The organism is Ralstonia sp. RRA (assembly GCF_037023145.1).
GTDB lineage: Bacteria > Pseudomonadota > Gammaproteobacteria > Burkholderiales > Burkholderiaceae > Ralstonia.
The window spans coordinates 3,391,871-3,407,513 of record NZ_CP146091.1 but is presented as its reverse complement, the minus strand read 5'-3'; the positions used below and the strand labels follow the sequence as shown (position 1 = coordinate 3,407,513).

Sequence of the window (15,643 nt, the reverse complement as noted above, 5' to 3'; positions counted from 1 at the left end):
GCCGTCCGACGGGACGCCGACATCAGGCATGCGGCACGGAGTGCGCTGCGGCCGCAGGTGCAGCATGGCCGTGCGCAATCGCCTCGCCTTCTTCGGTGATGTCGATCTTGCCGTCCAGCACGGCGTTAGCACGCACGCGGTCGATGTCCTTCTCCCACGCGGCAATCACCACCGTGGCGACGCAGTTGCCGATCAGGTTGCCCAGCGCGCGGGCAATGCCGATGAACCAATCGACGGAAAGCACCAGCACCAGGCCCACGGCCGGAATGGCCGGGATGACCGACAGGGTAGCCGCCAGAATCACGATGGCCGAACCCGGAATGCCGTGCGCGCCCTTGGAGGTGATCAGCGCCACGCCCAGGATCAGCAACAGATCCTGGAAGGCCAGTGGCGTGTTGGTCGCTTGGGCGATGAACACGGCCGCCAGCGTCAGGTAGATCGAGAACGCATCGAGGTTGAACGAGTAGCCGGTCGGGATCACCAGGCCCACCACCGAGCGCTTGATGCCCATCTTCTCCAGCTTGTTCATGATGGACGGCAGCACCGCATCGGACGAGGCCGTACCCAGCACCACCAGCAGTTCAGCGCGCAGGAAGCGGATCAGCTTGAAGATGTTGAAACCCGCCACGCGCAGGATGGTGCCCAGCACCACCACCACGAAGACCGCCACCGCCGCATAGAACAGCAGCACCAGGAAGCCCAGTTGCTTGAGCGAGCCCGCGCCGTACTTGCCCACGGTAAAGGCCACCGCACCCAGCACGCCCAGCGGCGCCAGGCGGATGATCACCGCCATCATGCGAAACAGCACATGCGAGAGCTGGTCGATGAACGAGACCAGCGGCTTGGTGCGCTCACCCAGCAGCGACAGCGAGCAGCCGAACAGGATCGACACCAGCAGCACCTGCAGGATGTCGCCCTTCACAAAGCCGCTGACAAACGTATCGGGGATCAGCTTAAGGAAGAACGTCGCCACGCCGGTCGACTCCACTTGCTTGGCCGTCGTCATGTACGAGGCCATGGCCGCCGGGTCGAGCGTCTTCGGGTCCACGTTCATGCCGTGGCCCGGCCCGAACAGGTAGGCCAGCGCAATACCGAGCGCCAGTGCAATCGTCGTGACGACTTCGAAGTAGATGACGGCCTTGCCGCCCACGCGCCCGACCTTCTTCAATTCGCCGGCGCCGCAGATACCCACCACCACCACCGAGAACACGATCGGCGCGATCAGCATCTTGATGAGCTTCAGAAAGCCGTCGCCGAGCGGCTGCAGTTTCTGTGCAAATTCAGGCGCCCAGACGCCCAGCGCAATACCGATTGCTAGGGCAATCAAAACCTGCCCGAACAACGGGCGCGTAAAGCGTTGCATGGTGAATCCTCCTTTGGATTTCGGGTGTTTCAGGCACTGCGGGATCGTCTATCGCGATTGTTGTCAGGCCATTGTTTCGCTCGCTGCGTCGCAACAAATTGTTGTCACGAATTGTCGAGCGGTGACGGCATCATAGGCGATCCAATTTTTGTATGCAATTTTTGAATTCACATGCTAGCATCGGTTCATGCAGTCTCGCGAACCCTTGCGGTTCCGCCATTTACGCTGCACTTCCGGCGCTCCCATCGCCATGGTTTCGAGTGTTCTTACTCACCGTTTTTGTTCGATGGGCCTGCCGTATAACATCCAGAGACAAACACCAAGGAGTTTCCCCATGGCGCTGCCTACGCTCGATCCGAACGCCCCTGATTTCACCCGCCGCTATCCGAACCTGGCCGATCCGCGCCTGGGTGCCGTGGCCACGTTTGCGACCGACGAGTTCTTCGCACCGAAAGACCGCATGCTCAACCCCGAGCCGGCTGTCTTCATCCCCGGCAAGTACGACGACCACGGCAAGTGGATGGACGGCTGGGAAACGCGCCGTCGCCGCAACGGTGGCTACGACCACTGCATCGTCAAGCTGGCCCGCCCGGGCGTTGTGAAGGGCGTGGATATCGACACCAGCCACTTCACGGGCAACTTCCCGCCGGCTGCGTCCATCGAAGCCGCCTATCTGCCGGACGGCGAGCCGACCGATGCCACGCAGTGGACCGAGATCGTTCCGTCCACCACGCTGCAAGGCAACAGCCACGCCTACGTGGCCGTGGCCAACACGGGCGCCTATACGCACCTGCGCGTGAATATCTTCCCGGACGGCGGCATCGCGCGCTTGCGCGTGTACGGCCAGCCGCAAGTCGACTGGAAGGGCGCGGACCGCACCAAGCTGTTCGACCTGGCCGCCATGGAAAACGGCGCCTACGTGGTCGAAGCCAACAACGAACACTTTGGGCCGGCCTCGCGCATGCTGATGCCGGGCCGCGGCGTGAATATGGGCGACGGCTGGGAAACGCGCCGCCGCCGCGAGCCGGGCAACGACTGGTGCGTGATCGCCCTGGCCCACCCGGGCCGCATCCGCAAGATCGAAGTCGACACCGCGCACTTCAAGGGCAACTTTGCCGACCGCGTGTCCATCCAGGCCGCACGCGTAGTGGGCGGCACCGACAGCTCGCTGAAGACGCAAGCCATGTTCTGGCAGACGCTGCTGCCCGAGCAGAAGCTGCAGATGGACCTGCAGCACTACTACGAAGCCGAAATCGCGGACCTGGGTATCGTCACGCACGTGCGCTTCAACATGTTCCCGGACGGTGGCGTGTCGCGTCTGCGCTTGTGGGGGGTGCTGGAATGAGCCAAGACACCGCCGCAGTTGCCAACCCTCGCATTGCCCTGACCATCGAGCCGCTCACGCGCGAAGCCTTCGCGCCGTTCGGCGACGTGATCGAACTGGAGGGGGCCAAGCAGTTCCCCATCAACCAGGGCACGACCACGCGCTTTCATGACCTCGCCAACGTGGATGTGGGCGAGGGCGGCCGCGCGCTGATCAGCCTGTTCCGTGGCCAGCCGCGCACGCTGCCGTTCGAGGTGAAGATGCTGGAGCGTCACCCGCGCGGCAGCCAGGCCTTCATCCCGCAGAACGACAAGCCGTACCTGGTGGTCGTGGCGCCGGCCGGTGAGCTGGACCCGAGCAAGCTGCGCGCGTTCGTGTCGCACGGCTGGCAGGGCGTGAACTACGCACGCGGCGTGTGGCATCACCCGCTGCTGGCACTGGGCGAGGTGAGCGATTTCCTCGTCGTCGATCGCGGCGGCGAAGGCCACAACTGCGACGAGCAGGACTTGCCCGAATCGGTGTGGTTGACCGAAGAGGCGATGCGCGCCGCGCAGTAAGCTCCTCGTCATCCTGGCCATCCCTGGGCCCCCGCACAACGGGGGCTCAGTCACATTCAAATCCCTTCCAACACCAACCAGGGGGACACCGACATGACGCAGGCTGAACTGACCACACCCGGCATCGACGCGGACATCCGCGCGTTTGTCGAGGCCGCGCACGGTAGCCAAATCGAATTTCTGCGCGAGCTGGTGAAGGTGCCGTCGGACAACCCGTCCGGCGACTGTGCCCCACACGCGGCGCGCGCCAAGGCGTTGCTGGAGGCGCTGGGCCTGACGGTCGAGGCCCATGCCGTGCCGGAAGCGGTGGTGCGCGCGGCCGGCATGGTCAGCGCCACCAACCTGATCGTGCGCCACACGTTCGGCAGCGGTGGCCCGACCATTGCCATGAACGCGCATGGTGACGTTGTCCCGCCTGGCCTCGGCTGGACGCACGACCCGTACGGCGGCGAGATCGTCGAGACCGAACACGGCCCCACCATGTTTGGCCGTGGCGTGGCGGTGTCCAAGTCGGATTTCGCGACTTACACGTGGGCGCTGCTCGCGCTGATCGACGCCGAGAAGCGCGGTGCCAAGCTCAACGGCACGGTGGAACTGCATTTCACGTACGACGAGGAAACCGGCGGCGACATCGGCCCGAAGTGGTTGCTGGACCAGGGCCTGAGCAAGCCCGACTACGCCATCTCGGCTGGGTTTGCGTATGGCATCACCTCGGCGCACAACGGCTGCCTGCACGTGCAGGTGACGGTACGAGGCAAGCAGGCGCACGCTGCCATGCCGCACACGGGCATCGACGCTATCGAGGCGGCCACCCACATCCTGCAGGCGGTGTATGCGTATCGCGCGGAATTGGCGGCGCGCAAGTCGGCGGTGTCCGGCATCGATCATGCGACGTTGAACGTTGGTTTGATCCAGGGTGGCATCAACACCAACGTGGTGCCGGATCTGGTGACCTTCCGCATCGACCGCCGGATGATTCCCGAAGAGGCTGGGCGCGATGCCGAAGGCGAACTGCGCGCGGTGATTGAGCGTGCAGCGGCGGAGCGGCCGGGGATTGCGGTGTCGGTTGAGCGCATTCTGCTGGCAGCGCCGCTGGCTGAACTACCGGGCGTGGAAACGCTGATCGGTGCGCTACGGCGCAATGCGTTGGCGGTATTTGGTGGGGATGTGCCGGTGCATGGTGTGCCGCTGTACACCGATGCGCGGCATTACACAGCGCATGGTGTGCCGACGGTGCTGTACGGCGCAGGCCCCCGCACGCTGATGGAAGCACGCGGCCACAACACCGACGAGAACCTGCGCCTCAATGACTTGCGTGGTGCCACGGTGGTGGTGGGTTGTACCGTGGCGGAATTGCTCGGCGGCGCTTGATCATCACCGTTGCGTTTTGGATAGGGCTGGCGTTTGCCAGCCCTTTTTGCTTTGGGGCGTCAGGGTCAAACTCGACGAACCCCCTCTTAGCGAGAGGCGAAATCCTCCACCACACCAACCCATTAAGATGGCACCTCCAAGCACTTGTCAGCCATCTCGACCATGCAGATCTACCACAACCCCCGCTGCTCCAAATCGCGCACCGCGCTTGAACAGGCCGAGGCCTTTGCCGAAAAGCAGGGCGAATCGCTCGAAGTCATCGAGTACCTGAAGACGCCGCCCACGCTGGCCGAGTTGAAGACCCTCGCCAAGCAGCTCGACACCCCGTTGCGCAGCCTGGTGCGTGAAAACGAAGACGAATACGCGCAACTGAATCTGGCCGCCGCCTCGGACGACGCGCTGCTCAAGGCGATTGCCGAGCACCCGAAGCTGCTGCAGCGCCCCGTGCTCGTGCGCGATGACAAGGCCACCATCGGCCGCACACCTGAAGCCCTTGACGCGTTCCTGAAGTAATCAACGCGCCCCCCAAAAAGTTGAACGGCCTGCCGATTTCCATCGGACAGGCCGTTCAGGGGTGGCCGTATCGCCTTGCGCGAGGGCCGGGGCTGCGTCCGTCAAGACGCGCAAGGGCACCGGATTATTCCAGGCCCATCCATCGGGCCATTTCTGACCCGAATCCAACTGCCAGCAGGGCAACCAGCACCACTGCCAGCGCCACAGCGGTGGAGACCACTGTGACCTTCATCACTTCCGCGTCGTCGCTCTCGTCGCCGCGGGCACGATGCAGATGCGTGTGCGCGCTCAGCGGGATCGCCTTGGCGGTTGTTTTGCGATGCCAGTGCAAGCGCTCCGTCATCGCTCGCAAGTGTTGCGTATCAAACGCGTCACGGGAAAATCGCATCGCGGCACCTCCCGTCGTTAGCTGATAGCCGACGCCGGCACGCACCGGCGTCGGGGGTACGTGCGGCCCGAAAACGATACGACAAGCAAATGGCGTATGCGAGTGGCTTTGCTTGTCGGCGCCGGGTGGCGCAGTCGTCTGGTCGCCTCGCACAAGCCCAGCGTAGACGCGGGTTTGCGGCGCCGCAAGTTGCGTTGCGTCATGGTGCGTGCATCACGCGGGCAAAACGCAAACGGACTGCGGCTCTTCGCGAAATGCGTGATGTGAGCGGCGCTCAGTCTTGCGCGCTGTGCAGGGCGGTTTGTATTGCCGCGTGCTCGGCTTCTCGCACACGCAGTTCAGCGAGCATGTTGCAGAAGAGGGCGCCTTGCTCCTTCGCGTCATCCAGCGCGACATGCGTGTGTGGCAGCGGGTCGTGCCAGTGCTCGGGAAAGGCCGCCTTGACGTTGCGCCGGTACGGCAGGCCCGTGAGCGCAAAGGCCAGCGTCTTGATGTCGAGTGCGGCCCAGCCGAACGGCGAGCGCCCGGCAAACCGCATCATGTACCAGAACATGTACGTGAAATCGAACCCCGCCGGAAACGCCACGAACACCGGCTTGCCGGGCAGGCTCTCGACCCATTCCACGTAGCGCGGCAGGGCCACTTCGGGCGCTTCGAGATTCTTGCGGCACGCAGCCCAGGCCTCGGGCTGCGTTTGCCACCATTGCATCTGGATCGGGTGCCCCTGCGCACCGGGCAGCGTTTCGAGATTCGCCTCGAACGTGCCAATGAGCGTCTTGTCAGCCAGGTACGCCGCGCTCGCGAAACTCAGCATCGAGTGTGGCCCGGGGATGGGCCCGTCGGCTTCGATGTCGGTGCTGACGTAAATCTCGGGCCGCGTGTCAGGCGGCTGGTTGCCGCGCTTGCGCCGGGGCTTGTCTGCAGGTGCAGCCGGAGCCGTGTCGGCGAAGATGTCGTCGCTGTCGTTGGTATCGCTTCTGTCGTCGCTCATGACGTGCCTTCGTTGGCAAACAGGCGATCGGCAACGTACGGGTTGGTTGCGCGCTCATCGCCAAAGGTGGAGACCGGCCCGTGGCCCGGCACGAAGGTGACGTCGTCGCCCAGCGGCCAGAGCTTGGTGCGGATCGCGTGGATCAGGTCTGCATGGTTGCCGCGCGGAAAATCCGTGCGGCCGATCGATCCCGCGAACAGCACATCGCCGACGATGGCGATGCGGTCTTCCGCGCTGAAGAACACCACGTGGCCAGGCGTGTGGCCGGGGCAGTGGAACACCTGCAGCGTGCGGCCGGCGGCTTCCACGGTGTCGCCATCGTCAAGCCAGCGGTCCGGCACGAACGCCTTGGCCGGCGGAAAGCCGAAGCGCTGGCTCTGCATCGGGAGCTGGTCGATCCAGAAGGCTTCGTCCTTGTGCGGGCCTTCGATGGGCACGCCGAGTTGCGTGCGCAGGGCATCGGCAGCGGCGCAGTGGTCGACGTGGCCGTGCGTGAGCAGGATCTTTTCGATGCGCGCGCCGTGCTGCTGGGCGGCGGCCAGGATGCGTTCGATGTCGCCGCCCGGGTCGGTGACGGCAGCAGCACCATCGTCGCCAATCAGCAGCGTGCAGTTCTGTTCAAACGGCGTAACGGGGACGACAACGACTTTCATGTGGTTTTTTGCGCACTTTCGTACGAAGACGGGACAAGGCAATTGTAACGGCCCAAGCCCGCGCCAGCATTGGGCTGGCGGGGTGCTCTGTTACATCCGGCGGAAAATATTACAAAGTTCATGCAAGATGCCTGCATGATGCGACCGTTTTAATAGGAAATGTAAATAATCGAGGAGAGCGTGCATGTTAGACTCGCGCCCATGCTCAAGCTTTCCCCCATGTTCTCCAGCCTTCCGGCCGGCCGCACGCTGCGTGCCTGGCTGACGCATGGCACCGCTTTGCTGGTGCTGGCGGGTTGTGCTGCCGTGCCGGGGGAGCCCCCGCTCAACGCCAATGCCGACAAGTCAGCAGCGCCTGCGCTGAAGGTGCCGGACGTGCGTGACAACCCGGATGCCTGGGGTGCGCTGTCGTTCCGCAGCGTGCCAGATTCCAGCAGCCTCAAGCTCGACGAGAACGCCAATACCGAACCGGGTCTGCGCGCAGACCTTGGCACGTTCGAACAGCGCGGCGTCGCCTCCTGGTATGGCCGCGGGTTCCACGGTCGCCGCACGGCCAGCGGTGAGCGCTTCGATATGAACGCCTTCACGGTGGCGCATCCGTCGCTGCCGCTGCAGAGCTGGGTGCTGGTGCGCAACCTCTCCAACGACCGCGTAGTCGTGGCCAAGGTGACGGACCGTGGCCCCTACCACGGCAGGCGCGTCCTCGACGTGTCGTACGCCGCGGCCAAGCGCCTGGATTTCGTCAAGCGTGGTTCAACGCAAGTGGAGATTCGCCGCCTCTCGCGCGCAGAAGTCGAAGCGCTGCGCCCGGAACTCACGCAGACCGATCTCGCCAGCAATGATGGCGACGCCGACGTCGGCGCCGACGAGCCGGCACCGCCGAAGAAAAAGGCGACCAAGCGCCGCGCGAAGGCGCGTCGTTAATCCTTCCCGTCGTTTTTCAATGCCAGCGCACTTTGATATAGCGCGTCGACCGGCGCGCCCGTGATCGCCCCGGCCAGCTTGGCAGCGCGCTTGGCGGGCAGTTCGGCCAGCAGCAGGCGCAGCACCTGATCTGCGGCCATCGCCGTCGGGGCCGCGTCCTGCGCGCCTGCACCTTCCACCACCAGAACGAATTCGCCCTTGCCGTGCGAGGCATCGGCGGCCAGCCAAGCCGGTGCTTCGGCGGCCGGCAGCACGACGATCTGCTCGAACAGCTTGGTCAACTCGCGACCGATGAGAAGGCGGCGTGCCGGTAGGTGTTCGGCCAGCGCGGCGAGCGTGGCATCGATGCGATGCGGCGCCTCATACAGAACCCACGCCGGCTCGTGCGCCGCCCATTGACGGATGGCCGCATCGCGCTGCCCGGCCTTGGGCGGCAGGAAACCAACGAAGGTGAATTTCCCGCCCGACGTGTCGAGCAGCTCCCCCGCAGCGGACAGCGCCGTCACCACCGCGCTCGCCCCCGGCAGCGGAATCACGCGCTGCCCGGCTGCGCGCACGGCCTCGACGATGCGTGAGCCAGGGTCGGAGACGCCCGGCGTGCCCGCATCCGACACATAGGCGATGCGCTCGCCCTGCGCCAGACGCGCGACGATGCGTGCGGCGGCCTCGCGCTCGTTGTGCTCATGCGCTGCCAGCATCGGCCGCGACAGCCCCAGGCGATTGAGCAATTGCCCGGTGTTGCGCGTGTCCTCGCAGGCCACCGCATCGACCATGCCGAGCACATACCGCGCCCGCAGCGACACGTCGGCAGCGTTCCCGATGGGGGTGGCCACCACATATAATGCGCCGGCGGGATAGTGCTGGTCGTGCGCCAGCAGGGTCCAGTCAGGATCACTCACGAGAACTTCTCTTAGTCACTTGGTTCAAACCGCAAAGCCCATCACCGCAGCCACCGGCGAAGCCGGTGAAGACCGCGCGCTGCGCTATCTGCAGGCGCGCGGTTTGTCGGTGGTCACCCGCAATTATCGCTGCAAGGGCGGCGAGATCGATCTGGTGATGCGCGATGCGGCCGGCGCGGTGATCTTTGTGGAGGTGCGCGCCCGCGTGGCGCGGTCCACGCAGCGCTTTGGCGGTGCGGCCGCCAGCGTGACACCCACCAAGCAGCGCCGCCTGATCGCTGCGGCGGAAGATTTTCTCGCACGGCAGGCCGATGACGTGCCCGCCTGCCGTTTTGACGTCATCGCCATCGACGGCGCACGCATCGAATGGATGCGTGATGCCTTTGGCGCTGACACGTGAACCTCGCTCTTCTTCTTTCCGGACTCTCTTCAAGGACAGCATGAAACTCTCGTCGCCTACGTTTGCCAGCGCCCGCCGCATTGTCGTGCTGGCCGCCCTGGCGGGTGTCACCGCCACGCAGTTGACCGCCTGCTTCCCGCTGTTTGCCGGTGCCGTGGCCGGTGGTGTGGCACTGGCCACCGACCGGCGCCCGACTGCCACCCAGACCATCGACCGCGGCCTGCAGATGGAAGCCGAGAACACGCTGATCTCGCGCTACGACGGCCGTGCCCACGTGAACGTGACGGTCTACAACCGCAAGGTGCTGCTGACCGGTGAAGCCGGTACCGAGGCAACCAAGCAGGAGATCGGCCAGTACGCGCAGAAGCTGGAGAACGCGCGTGAGGTCGTCAACGAGCTCGTGGTGACGCCGGAGTCGAGCACGTTCGGTTCGCGCACCAACGACACGTACATCACCACCAAGGTGAAGAGCGTGCTGGCCGGCACGGAAGGTGTGCCCTGGAACTCCATCAAGGTGACCACCGAAGCCCAGACCGTCTTCCTGCTGGGCGTGGTGACCGAGGCCGAAGGCAACAAGGCCACCGAGGCCGTACGCACCGTGGGCGGCGTCAACAAGGTCGTGAAGGTGTTCGATTACGTGACCGAAGAGGAGCGCAAGCGCCTGGATACGAACGCATCGTCGAGCAATCCGCAGACCGCGCCGGGTACACCGGCCCCGGTGCAGCAGGGCACGCCGACGGCAACGCAGGCACCCGCACCGGTCACCTCGGCCTCGCCGGGCGTGACGGTGTCGCCGACCACCTCGCCGGCACTGCCGCCGGGCAAGCAACTGCCCTGAGGCCAATCGGCACACCTCAAAAAACGCAGCCACCGTGCTGCGTTTTTTGTTGTCCGCGCGCACGGCACATGGCAAGGCGGGCGTGTTAGCGTATGACGCTTCCGTGACTTCGCTGCCCCCCATGCCCGTCGCTCACCGACTTGCTGTCGCCGCTTTGCTTGCGGCGCTGTCTTCGGCTCACGCCGTCCAAGCGGCCGATCGCCCGCCCACCAACGCGCAGGCCCGCACCTGGGCCGCCTCCTGCGCGAGCTGCCATCACGCGGATACGGCACCCGGTGCCAAATCGGCCGCGCAGACGTTGCCCTCGCTGGCCGGCCGCTCGCAGGCTGAATTGATCGACACGCTGCAGGCGTTCCGCAACGGCACGCGGCCCTCCACGGTCATGGGCCAGCTCGCGCGCGGCTATGACGATGCGCAGATCACCGCAATTGCCGGCTGGCTGTCGCGCCAACCGCAGGAGGCACCATGAACCAGGCCCTGCGCAAGGACCGGCGCGCCGTACTGCGCGCGCTTGGGGCGACCGCGTTGGCCGGCCCGCTGGCTGCGTGCGCGTCGCTGTCGGGCACGCGTAACGCGCGCGTCGTCGTGGTCGGTGGCGGCTACGGTGGTGCGACAGCCGCGAAGTACGTGCGCGTGTTCTCCGGCAACCATGTCGACGTGACGCTGGTGGAGCCCAATGCCGCATTCGTGTCGTGCCCGCTGTCGAATCTCGTGCTGTCGGGTGACCGTGATCTCGCATCGATTACGGTGCCGTATGACGCGCTGGTCGAGCGCCACGGCGTGCGCTGGGTGCGCGATCGCGCCGCGGCCATCGACATCGGTGCGAAGCAGGTGCGCCTGGCAGGCGGCGGCACGCTGGACTACGACCGGCTGATCCTCTCGCCCGGCATCGATTTCGTGCCGGGGGCGATTCCCGGTCTGGCCAACGCGGCCACGGCTGCACAGGCACCGCACGCGTGGAAGGCCGGCATGCAGACGCTCGCGCTGCGTCACCGGCTGGAGGCGATGCCCAACGGCGGCACGGTGGCGATCAGCATTCCGCTGGCGCCGTACCGCTGCCCGCCCGCGCCGTACGAGCGCGCCTGCCTGATCGCCAACTGGCTGCAGCGTGCCAAGCCCGATTCACGCGTGCTGATCCTCGACGCCAATGACGATGTGACCTCCAAGGGCGCGCTGTTCAAGCGCGTGTGGGCGGAACGTTATCCACAGCACATCGAATATCGCCCGCAATACAACGCGGTCGACATCGACGCCACGGGCCGCGTGCTCAAGTTCGATGTGCAGGACGATGTGCAGGCGGATGTGGTCAACCTCATCCCGCCACAGCGCGCGGGGGCCATTGCCGTGCAGGCCGGACTGGCAACTGCCAATGGGCGCTGGTGTGAAGTCGATTTCCTGTCGTTCGAATCGAAGGTGGCGCCGGGCGTACATGTGATTGGTGACGCCATCCAAACCGCGCCGCTGATGCCCAAATCGGGTCACATGGCCAACCAGCACGGCAAGGTGGCGGCCGCCGCCGTGGTGGCCATGTTGGCCGGCCACGCGCCCGATGCATCGCCGCTGTATGCCAACACCTGCTACAGCTTCATCACCCCCGACGAGGCGATGCACGTGGCGACCGTCCACCGCTATGACTCGGGAGAGCGCACCATGGTGACGGTGCAAGGCGCAGGCGGGCTGTCGGATGGCCCCTCCGTGGCAGAGGGCAAGCTGGCGCAGGGCTGGAGCCGGGCAATCTGGTCGGACATGCTCGGCTAGGCACAAACAATGCGCAAGATTGTGCAAGTCGCGTAGGCGGCCCGCGCCTACAGTGCGTCATATGGCCGCGCGGGCGGCCGTTTGATCATCTGCTCATCATGTCTCCCAAGGATCTGCTGCTGGCCCTGACCGTTGTGCTGGTGTGGGGCGTCAACTTCGTCGTCATCAAGGTGGGCCTGCACGGCGTGCCGCCCATGCTGCTGGGTGCGCTGCGCTTTGCGCTGGTGGCATTCCCGGCGGTGCTGTTCGTGCCGCGCCCGAAGATTCCGCTCAAATGGCTGCTCGCCTATGGCGCCACCATCAGCTTTGGGCAGTTCGCCTTTCTGTTCTCGGCCATGTATGTGGGCATGCCGGCGGGGCTGGCCTCGCTGGTGTTGCAGTCGCAGGCGTTCTTTACGCTGACGATCGCCGCGCTGGTGCTGCGCGAACCGATCCGCTGGTTCCATCTGGCCGGCATGGCCGTTGCCGCGTGCGGGCTGGCGATCATCGGTATGGCGGGTGGCGCCGTGACGACCGGCATGACCACGGCCGGCTTCCTGCTGACGCTGTGTGCGGCGTTCTCGTGGGCCAGCGGCAACATCGTCACCAAGCGCATCGGCAAAGTGAACGTGGTGAGCCTGGTGATCTGGGGCGCGGTGATTCCGCCGATTCCGTTCCTGCTGCTGTCGTACTGGATGGAGGGGCCGGAACAGATTGTCCACAGCCTGACGAACATCGGCTGGTCGAGCATTGGCGCGATCGTCTACCTGGCCTTTGGCGCCACCATCTTCGGCTACAGCCTGTGGAGCCGCCTGCTGGGCCGATACGCGGCCAGCCAGGTCGCGCCGCTCACGCTGCTGGTGCCGGTGGTGGGGCTGGTGTCGGCCGCCGTGCTGCTGGGCGAGCGGCTGGTGCCGGCGCAGTGGCTGGGCGGCGCAGTGGTGATGGCGGGCCTGCTGCTCAACGTATTCGGCGGCCGGCTGGCGACGCGGCGGGCGATGGCCTGAGCGTCGATCCGCACCGTACAAGCGCCCGGAGCCGGCTGGTTCTGGGCGTTTTGCTTTCTGGGGCGACGTCGGATTTGGCACACTTCGGGCACAATATCGGGTCCATTCTGGCCATTGCGACCATTGGCCCGCACACGCATGCGGGCCGTACCATCCTCCGGAGACCACATGAAGTTCGCCCCCACGCTCGCTGCCGGCGCTGTGCTGGCCGGCCTGGCGCTGTCCGCCACGCCGGCGTTGGCCGCTGTTGACGCTGCCCGCGCCCAGGCCATCGCCAACCAGAACGCCTGCATGGGCTGCCACGCCGTGGACCGCAAGCTCGTCGGCCCGGCCTACAAGGATGTCGCCGCCAAGTACAAGGGCGATGCCGGGGCAGAAGCCAAGCTCATCAAGAAGGTGCGTGAAGGCGGCATGGGCAACTGGGGCCAGATCCCGATGCCGGCCAACCCGAAGATCGCCGATGCGGATCTGAAGACCGTGATTGACTGGGTGCTCGCGGGCGCCCCGGCCAAGTGAGCGAGGACAGGGCGATGACCGATTCCGTGAACCTCTCCCGCCGTGACGTGCTGCGCGCAGGTGCCATGATGGCGCTGCTCGTATCCGCCGGCCTCGCCACCCCGGCACAGGCCGCCGAGTGGAACAAGACCGCCTTCGCCATCAAGGGCGTGAACGACGTGCTCAAGCAACTGGGCGGCGGCACTGTCGACAAGGGCGGCGCTGGTATCCAACTGACCGCACCGGACATCGCCGAAAACGGCGCCGTGGTGCCGCTGGTGGTGACCAGCACGCTGCCAGGCACCGACCTGATTGCCATCCTGGTGGAAAAGAACCCGAACACGCTGGCCGCCACGTTTGCCATTCCGGCCGGCACCGATCCGTTCGTGAGCACCCGCGTGAAGATGGGCGAGACCTCGACGGTCTACGCAGCGGTGCGTGCCAATGGCAAGTGGGTGCTGGCGAGCAAGGAAGTGAAGGTCACCCTGGGTGGCTGCGGCGGTTAAGGATCAGGGAAAAGGAGCACACCATGGCAGACCCGATGCGCATTCGCGCAATGGAAAACGGCGGCACGACCGACGTGAAGATCCTGATGAAGCACGACATGGAAACCGGCCAGCGCAAGGACGCATCCGGCAAGATCGTGCCGGCCTGGCACATCACCAACGTGACGGTGCAGCACAGCGGCAAGACGGTGCTGGACGCGCAGTTTGGCCCGGCCGTGTCGAAGGATCCGTTCCTCAATTTCAAGTTCAAGGGCGGCGCCAAGGGCGACAAGGTGACGGTCACGTGGGTCGACAACCACGGCGACAAGCGCACCGACGAGGCGTCGATCCAATAAGCGCCATCCAATAACGCTTTTCAGGAGGCTGCCATGCGACGCAGTTTCTTCCGTGTGACCGCTGCGCTGGCAGCGCTGGGCGTGGCAGGCAAGGCCGCCGCGCAGACCGCACCCCGTGCCGGCGGCGCCGGTGCCCGCTACAAGGTGGTGTACCAACTGAGCGAAGGCATCGACCAAGCCGTGCGCGCGATCGGCAACCTGCGCAACCACCTCAACGGCGCACCCGGCACGAAGATCGTGGTGGTGGCGCTGGGGCACGGCATCGAATTCCTCGTCGAAGGGGCCAAGGATGCACAGGGCCGCCCGTTCGACGCGCCGGTCGCCGCGCTGGCCAGCATGGGCGTGGAGTTTCGCGTGTGCCACAACTCGCTGATGGCCTTCAAGGTGCCGGAAGACAAGCTGCTGCTCGAAGCCAAGGTGGTGCCCGCCGGTGTGGTGGAGATCACCCGCTTGCAGCAAGAAGAAGGCTTCGCCTATCTCAAACCGTAGGCGACCCACGGAGGGGACGGTGAAACGCACCAAACGAATCGTCGCGCTGGCCGCGGCGCTGGCGGCCGGCATTGCCCTGGTGGCCAATGCGCAGGACGCCAAAGACCAGAAAGACAGCGTCGCCGCCGGCATCGCGCAGTACCGCGAAATGCTGGCCGACGGCAACCCGGCCGAACTCTGGGAAGCCGCCGGCGAAGAACTCTGGAAGAAGCCCGCCGGCCCGAAACAGGCCTCGCTCGAAGCGTGCGACCTGGGCGCAGGCCCTGGCGTCATGAAGGGCGCGTACGCCAAGCTGCCGCGCTTCTTCAAGGACACCGGCCGCGTGATGGACGCCGAACAGCGCCTCATGTACTGCCGCATGACGCTGCAGGGGCTGACGAAGGAAGAGGCTTCGGCCCGCCCGTTCTCGTCGCCGGGCAAGCCGTCGGACATCGAACGGCTGATGGCGTACATCACCTCCGAATCGCGCGGCACGGCCATCGACATTCCGCTCGCACATCCGGAAGAAAAGCGCGTGTACGAACTCGGCCGCCGCATGTTCTTCTATCGCGGCGGCGCATATGACTTTGCGTGCGCCACATGCCATGCCCAGCCGGGGCAGCGCATCCGCCTGCAGGAACTGCCCGATCTGCTGACCGCCGATGGCGCGCGCTTTGCGTATTCCACATGGCCTGGCTATCGCGTCTCGCAAGGCGAGGTGCGCACGATGCAGCACCGCCTGTACGACTGCCTGCGCCAGCAGCGCTTTCCGGAGCCGCTCTATGGCAGCGAGGTGATCACCGCGCTGGAGCTGTTCCTCGCCCGCAACGCCAACGGCGGCAAGATGGACGCGCCGTCGATCAAACGATGAGGC

General features: G+C 65.6%; 20 protein-coding genes. 15 read left to right on the top strand and 5 right to left on the bottom strand.

Annotated elements, in window-relative coordinates; all coding sequences use genetic code 11:
* Positions 1-22 precede the first annotated feature (22 nt).
* Positions 23-1,363, bottom strand: coding sequence for a C4-dicarboxylate transporter DctA (locus V6657_RS16410; RefSeq protein WP_048935624.1), 1,341 nt, complete (start codon positions 1,361-1,363; stop codon positions 23-25).
* Between the two features lie 334 nt (positions 1,364-1,697).
* Between V6657_RS16410 and alc the strand changes: the two genes are divergently transcribed.
* The 4 genes from alc (at position 1,698) to arsC (ending at position 5,128) form a co-directional block, all read left to right on the top strand.
* The gene (gene alc, locus V6657_RS16405) at positions 1,698-2,708 is read left to right on the top strand and encodes an allantoicase (RefSeq protein WP_048935623.1); all 1,011 of its coding nucleotides are present in this window, start codon (positions 1,698-1,700) and stop codon (positions 2,706-2,708) included.
* Positions 2,705-3,244 carry an ureidoglycolate lyase gene (locus V6657_RS16400; RefSeq protein WP_048935622.1) on the top strand — a complete coding sequence of 180 codons (540 nt, stop codon included), beginning with the start codon at positions 2,705-2,707 and terminating at the stop codon, positions 3,242-3,244. The genes alc and V6657_RS16400 overlap by 4 nt, the downstream gene beginning before the upstream one ends.
* A gap of 93 nt (positions 3,245-3,337) precedes the next feature.
* On the top strand, positions 3,338-4,615 hold the full coding sequence (locus V6657_RS16395; protein ID WP_048935621.1) for a M20/M25/M40 family metallo-hydrolase: 1,278 nt from the start codon (positions 3,338-3,340) through the stop codon (positions 4,613-4,615).
* 162 nt (positions 4,616-4,777) lie between these two features.
* The gene (gene arsC, locus V6657_RS16390; RefSeq protein WP_048935620.1) at positions 4,778-5,128 is read left to right on the top strand and encodes an arsenate reductase (glutaredoxin); all 351 of its coding nucleotides are present in this window, start codon (positions 4,778-4,780) and stop codon (positions 5,126-5,128) included.
* 124 nt (positions 5,129-5,252) lie between these two features.
* Here arsC and V6657_RS16385 read toward each other — a convergent pair whose 3' ends face one another.
* From V6657_RS16385 to V6657_RS16375, 3 genes are all read right to left on the bottom strand, one after another.
* Positions 5,253-5,516 carry a hypothetical protein gene (locus tag V6657_RS16385; RefSeq protein ID WP_048935619.1) on the bottom strand — a complete coding sequence of 88 codons (264 nt, stop codon included), beginning with the start codon at positions 5,514-5,516 and terminating at the stop codon, positions 5,253-5,255.
* Positions 5,517-5,790: 274 nt separating this feature from the next.
* On the bottom strand, positions 5,791-6,507 hold the full coding sequence (locus tag V6657_RS16380) for an exonuclease (RefSeq protein ID WP_048935618.1): 717 nt from the start codon (positions 6,505-6,507) through the stop codon (positions 5,791-5,793).
* Positions 6,504-7,160: an MBL fold metallo-hydrolase gene (locus tag V6657_RS16375; RefSeq protein WP_021197214.1), complete on the bottom strand. Its 657-nt coding sequence runs from the start codon at positions 7,158-7,160 to the stop codon at positions 6,504-6,506. Before V6657_RS16375 ends, V6657_RS16380 begins: the two co-directional genes overlap by 4 nt.
* A gap of 201 nt (positions 7,161-7,361) precedes the next feature.
* Between V6657_RS16375 and V6657_RS16370 the strand changes: the two genes are divergently transcribed.
* Complete coding sequence (locus V6657_RS16370) at positions 7,362-8,084, top strand: septal ring lytic transglycosylase RlpA family protein (RefSeq protein WP_048935617.1); 723 nt, start codon at positions 7,362-7,364, stop codon at positions 8,082-8,084.
* Here the strand turns inward: V6657_RS16370 and rsmI are convergent.
* Complete coding sequence (gene rsmI, locus V6657_RS16365) at positions 8,081-8,983, bottom strand: 16S rRNA (cytidine(1402)-2'-O)-methyltransferase (protein WP_048935616.1); 903 nt, start codon at positions 8,981-8,983, stop codon at positions 8,081-8,083. The two genes, V6657_RS16370 and rsmI, sit on opposite strands and share 4 nt — an antisense overlap.
* A gap of 19 nt (positions 8,984-9,002) precedes the next feature.
* Between rsmI and V6657_RS16360 the strand changes: the two genes are divergently transcribed.
* The 10 genes from V6657_RS16360 (at position 9,003) to soxA (ending at position 15,640) form a co-directional block, all read left to right on the top strand.
* Positions 9,003-9,383 carry a YraN family protein gene (locus V6657_RS16360; protein ID WP_048935615.1) on the top strand — a complete coding sequence of 127 codons (381 nt, stop codon included), beginning with the start codon at positions 9,003-9,005 and terminating at the stop codon, positions 9,381-9,383.
* A gap of 40 nt (positions 9,384-9,423) precedes the next feature.
* The gene (locus V6657_RS16355; RefSeq protein WP_048935614.1) at positions 9,424-10,221 is read left to right on the top strand and encodes a BON domain-containing protein; all 798 of its coding nucleotides are present in this window, start codon (positions 9,424-9,426) and stop codon (positions 10,219-10,221) included.
* Positions 10,222-10,342: 121 nt separating this feature from the next.
* On the top strand, positions 10,343-10,690 hold the full coding sequence (locus V6657_RS16350; protein ID WP_048935741.1) for a c-type cytochrome: 348 nt from the start codon (positions 10,343-10,345) through the stop codon (positions 10,688-10,690).
* Positions 10,687-11,979: an NAD(P)/FAD-dependent oxidoreductase gene (locus V6657_RS16345; RefSeq protein ID WP_048935613.1), complete on the top strand. Its 1,293-nt coding sequence runs from the start codon at positions 10,687-10,689 to the stop codon at positions 11,977-11,979. Before V6657_RS16350 ends, V6657_RS16345 begins: the two co-directional genes overlap by 4 nt.
* A gap of 98 nt (positions 11,980-12,077) precedes the next feature.
* The gene (locus V6657_RS16340; RefSeq protein WP_048935612.1) at positions 12,078-12,965 is read left to right on the top strand and encodes an EamA family transporter; all 888 of its coding nucleotides are present in this window, start codon (positions 12,078-12,080) and stop codon (positions 12,963-12,965) included.
* Between the two features lie 168 nt (positions 12,966-13,133).
* Entirely contained in the window at positions 13,134-13,481 is a 348-nt protein-coding gene (locus V6657_RS16335; protein WP_048935611.1) for a c-type cytochrome, read from the top strand.
* A gap of 14 nt (positions 13,482-13,495) precedes the next feature.
* The gene (soxY, locus tag V6657_RS16330; RefSeq protein ID WP_048935610.1) at positions 13,496-13,966 is read left to right on the top strand and encodes a thiosulfate oxidation carrier protein SoxY; all 471 of its coding nucleotides are present in this window, start codon (positions 13,496-13,498) and stop codon (positions 13,964-13,966) included.
* Between the two features lie 23 nt (positions 13,967-13,989).
* Positions 13,990-14,301, top strand: coding sequence for a thiosulfate oxidation carrier complex protein SoxZ (gene soxZ / locus V6657_RS16325; RefSeq protein ID WP_048935609.1), 312 nt, complete (start codon positions 13,990-13,992; stop codon positions 14,299-14,301).
* Positions 14,302-14,334: 33 nt separating this feature from the next.
* Entirely contained in the window at positions 14,335-14,790 is a 456-nt protein-coding gene (locus V6657_RS16320) for a DsrE family protein (protein ID WP_021197225.1), read from the top strand.
* Between the two features lie 19 nt (positions 14,791-14,809).
* Positions 14,810-15,640 (top strand): sulfur oxidation c-type cytochrome SoxA, encoded by an 831-nt coding sequence (soxA, locus tag V6657_RS16315; RefSeq protein ID WP_048935608.1) that lies wholly within the window; start codon positions 14,810-14,812, stop codon positions 15,638-15,640.
* Positions 15,641-15,643 lie beyond the last annotated feature (3 nt).

Coding starts and splice junctions, on each gene's coding strand:
- V6657_RS16410 (WP_048935624.1), bottom strand. CDS start 1,363: ATGCAACGCTTTACGCGCCCGTTGTTCGGGCAGGTTTTGATTGCCCTA.
- alc (WP_048935623.1), top strand. CDS start 1,698: ATGGCGCTGCCTACGCTCGATCCGAACGCCCCTGATTTCACCCGCCGC.
- V6657_RS16400 (WP_048935622.1), top strand. CDS start 2,705: ATGAGCCAAGACACCGCCGCAGTTGCCAACCCTCGCATTGCCCTGACC.
- V6657_RS16395 (WP_048935621.1), top strand. CDS start 3,338: ATGACGCAGGCTGAACTGACCACACCCGGCATCGACGCGGACATCCGC.
- arsC (WP_048935620.1), top strand. CDS start 4,778: ATGCAGATCTACCACAACCCCCGCTGCTCCAAATCGCGCACCGCGCTT.
- V6657_RS16385 (WP_048935619.1), bottom strand. CDS start 5,516: ATGCGATTTTCCCGTGACGCGTTTGATACGCAACACTTGCGAGCGATG.
- V6657_RS16380 (WP_048935618.1), bottom strand. CDS start 6,507: ATGAGCGACGACAGAAGCGATACCAACGACAGCGACGACATCTTCGCC.
- V6657_RS16375 (WP_021197214.1), bottom strand. CDS start 7,160: ATGAAAGTCGTTGTCGTCCCCGTTACGCCGTTTGAACAGAACTGCACG.
- V6657_RS16370 (WP_048935617.1), top strand. CDS start 7,362: ATGCTCAAGCTTTCCCCCATGTTCTCCAGCCTTCCGGCCGGCCGCACG.
- V6657_RS16355 (WP_048935614.1), top strand. CDS start 9,424: ATGAAACTCTCGTCGCCTACGTTTGCCAGCGCCCGCCGCATTGTCGTG.
- V6657_RS16350 (WP_048935741.1), top strand. CDS start 10,343: ATGCCCGTCGCTCACCGACTTGCTGTCGCCGCTTTGCTTGCGGCGCTG.
- V6657_RS16345 (WP_048935613.1), top strand. CDS start 10,687: ATGAACCAGGCCCTGCGCAAGGACCGGCGCGCCGTACTGCGCGCGCTT.
- V6657_RS16340 (WP_048935612.1), top strand. CDS start 12,078: ATGTCTCCCAAGGATCTGCTGCTGGCCCTGACCGTTGTGCTGGTGTGG.
- V6657_RS16335 (WP_048935611.1), top strand. CDS start 13,134: ATGAAGTTCGCCCCCACGCTCGCTGCCGGCGCTGTGCTGGCCGGCCTG.
- soxY (WP_048935610.1), top strand. CDS start 13,496: ATGACCGATTCCGTGAACCTCTCCCGCCGTGACGTGCTGCGCGCAGGT.
- soxZ (WP_048935609.1), top strand. CDS start 13,990: ATGGCAGACCCGATGCGCATTCGCGCAATGGAAAACGGCGGCACGACC.
- V6657_RS16320 (WP_021197225.1), top strand. CDS start 14,335: ATGCGACGCAGTTTCTTCCGTGTGACCGCTGCGCTGGCAGCGCTGGGC.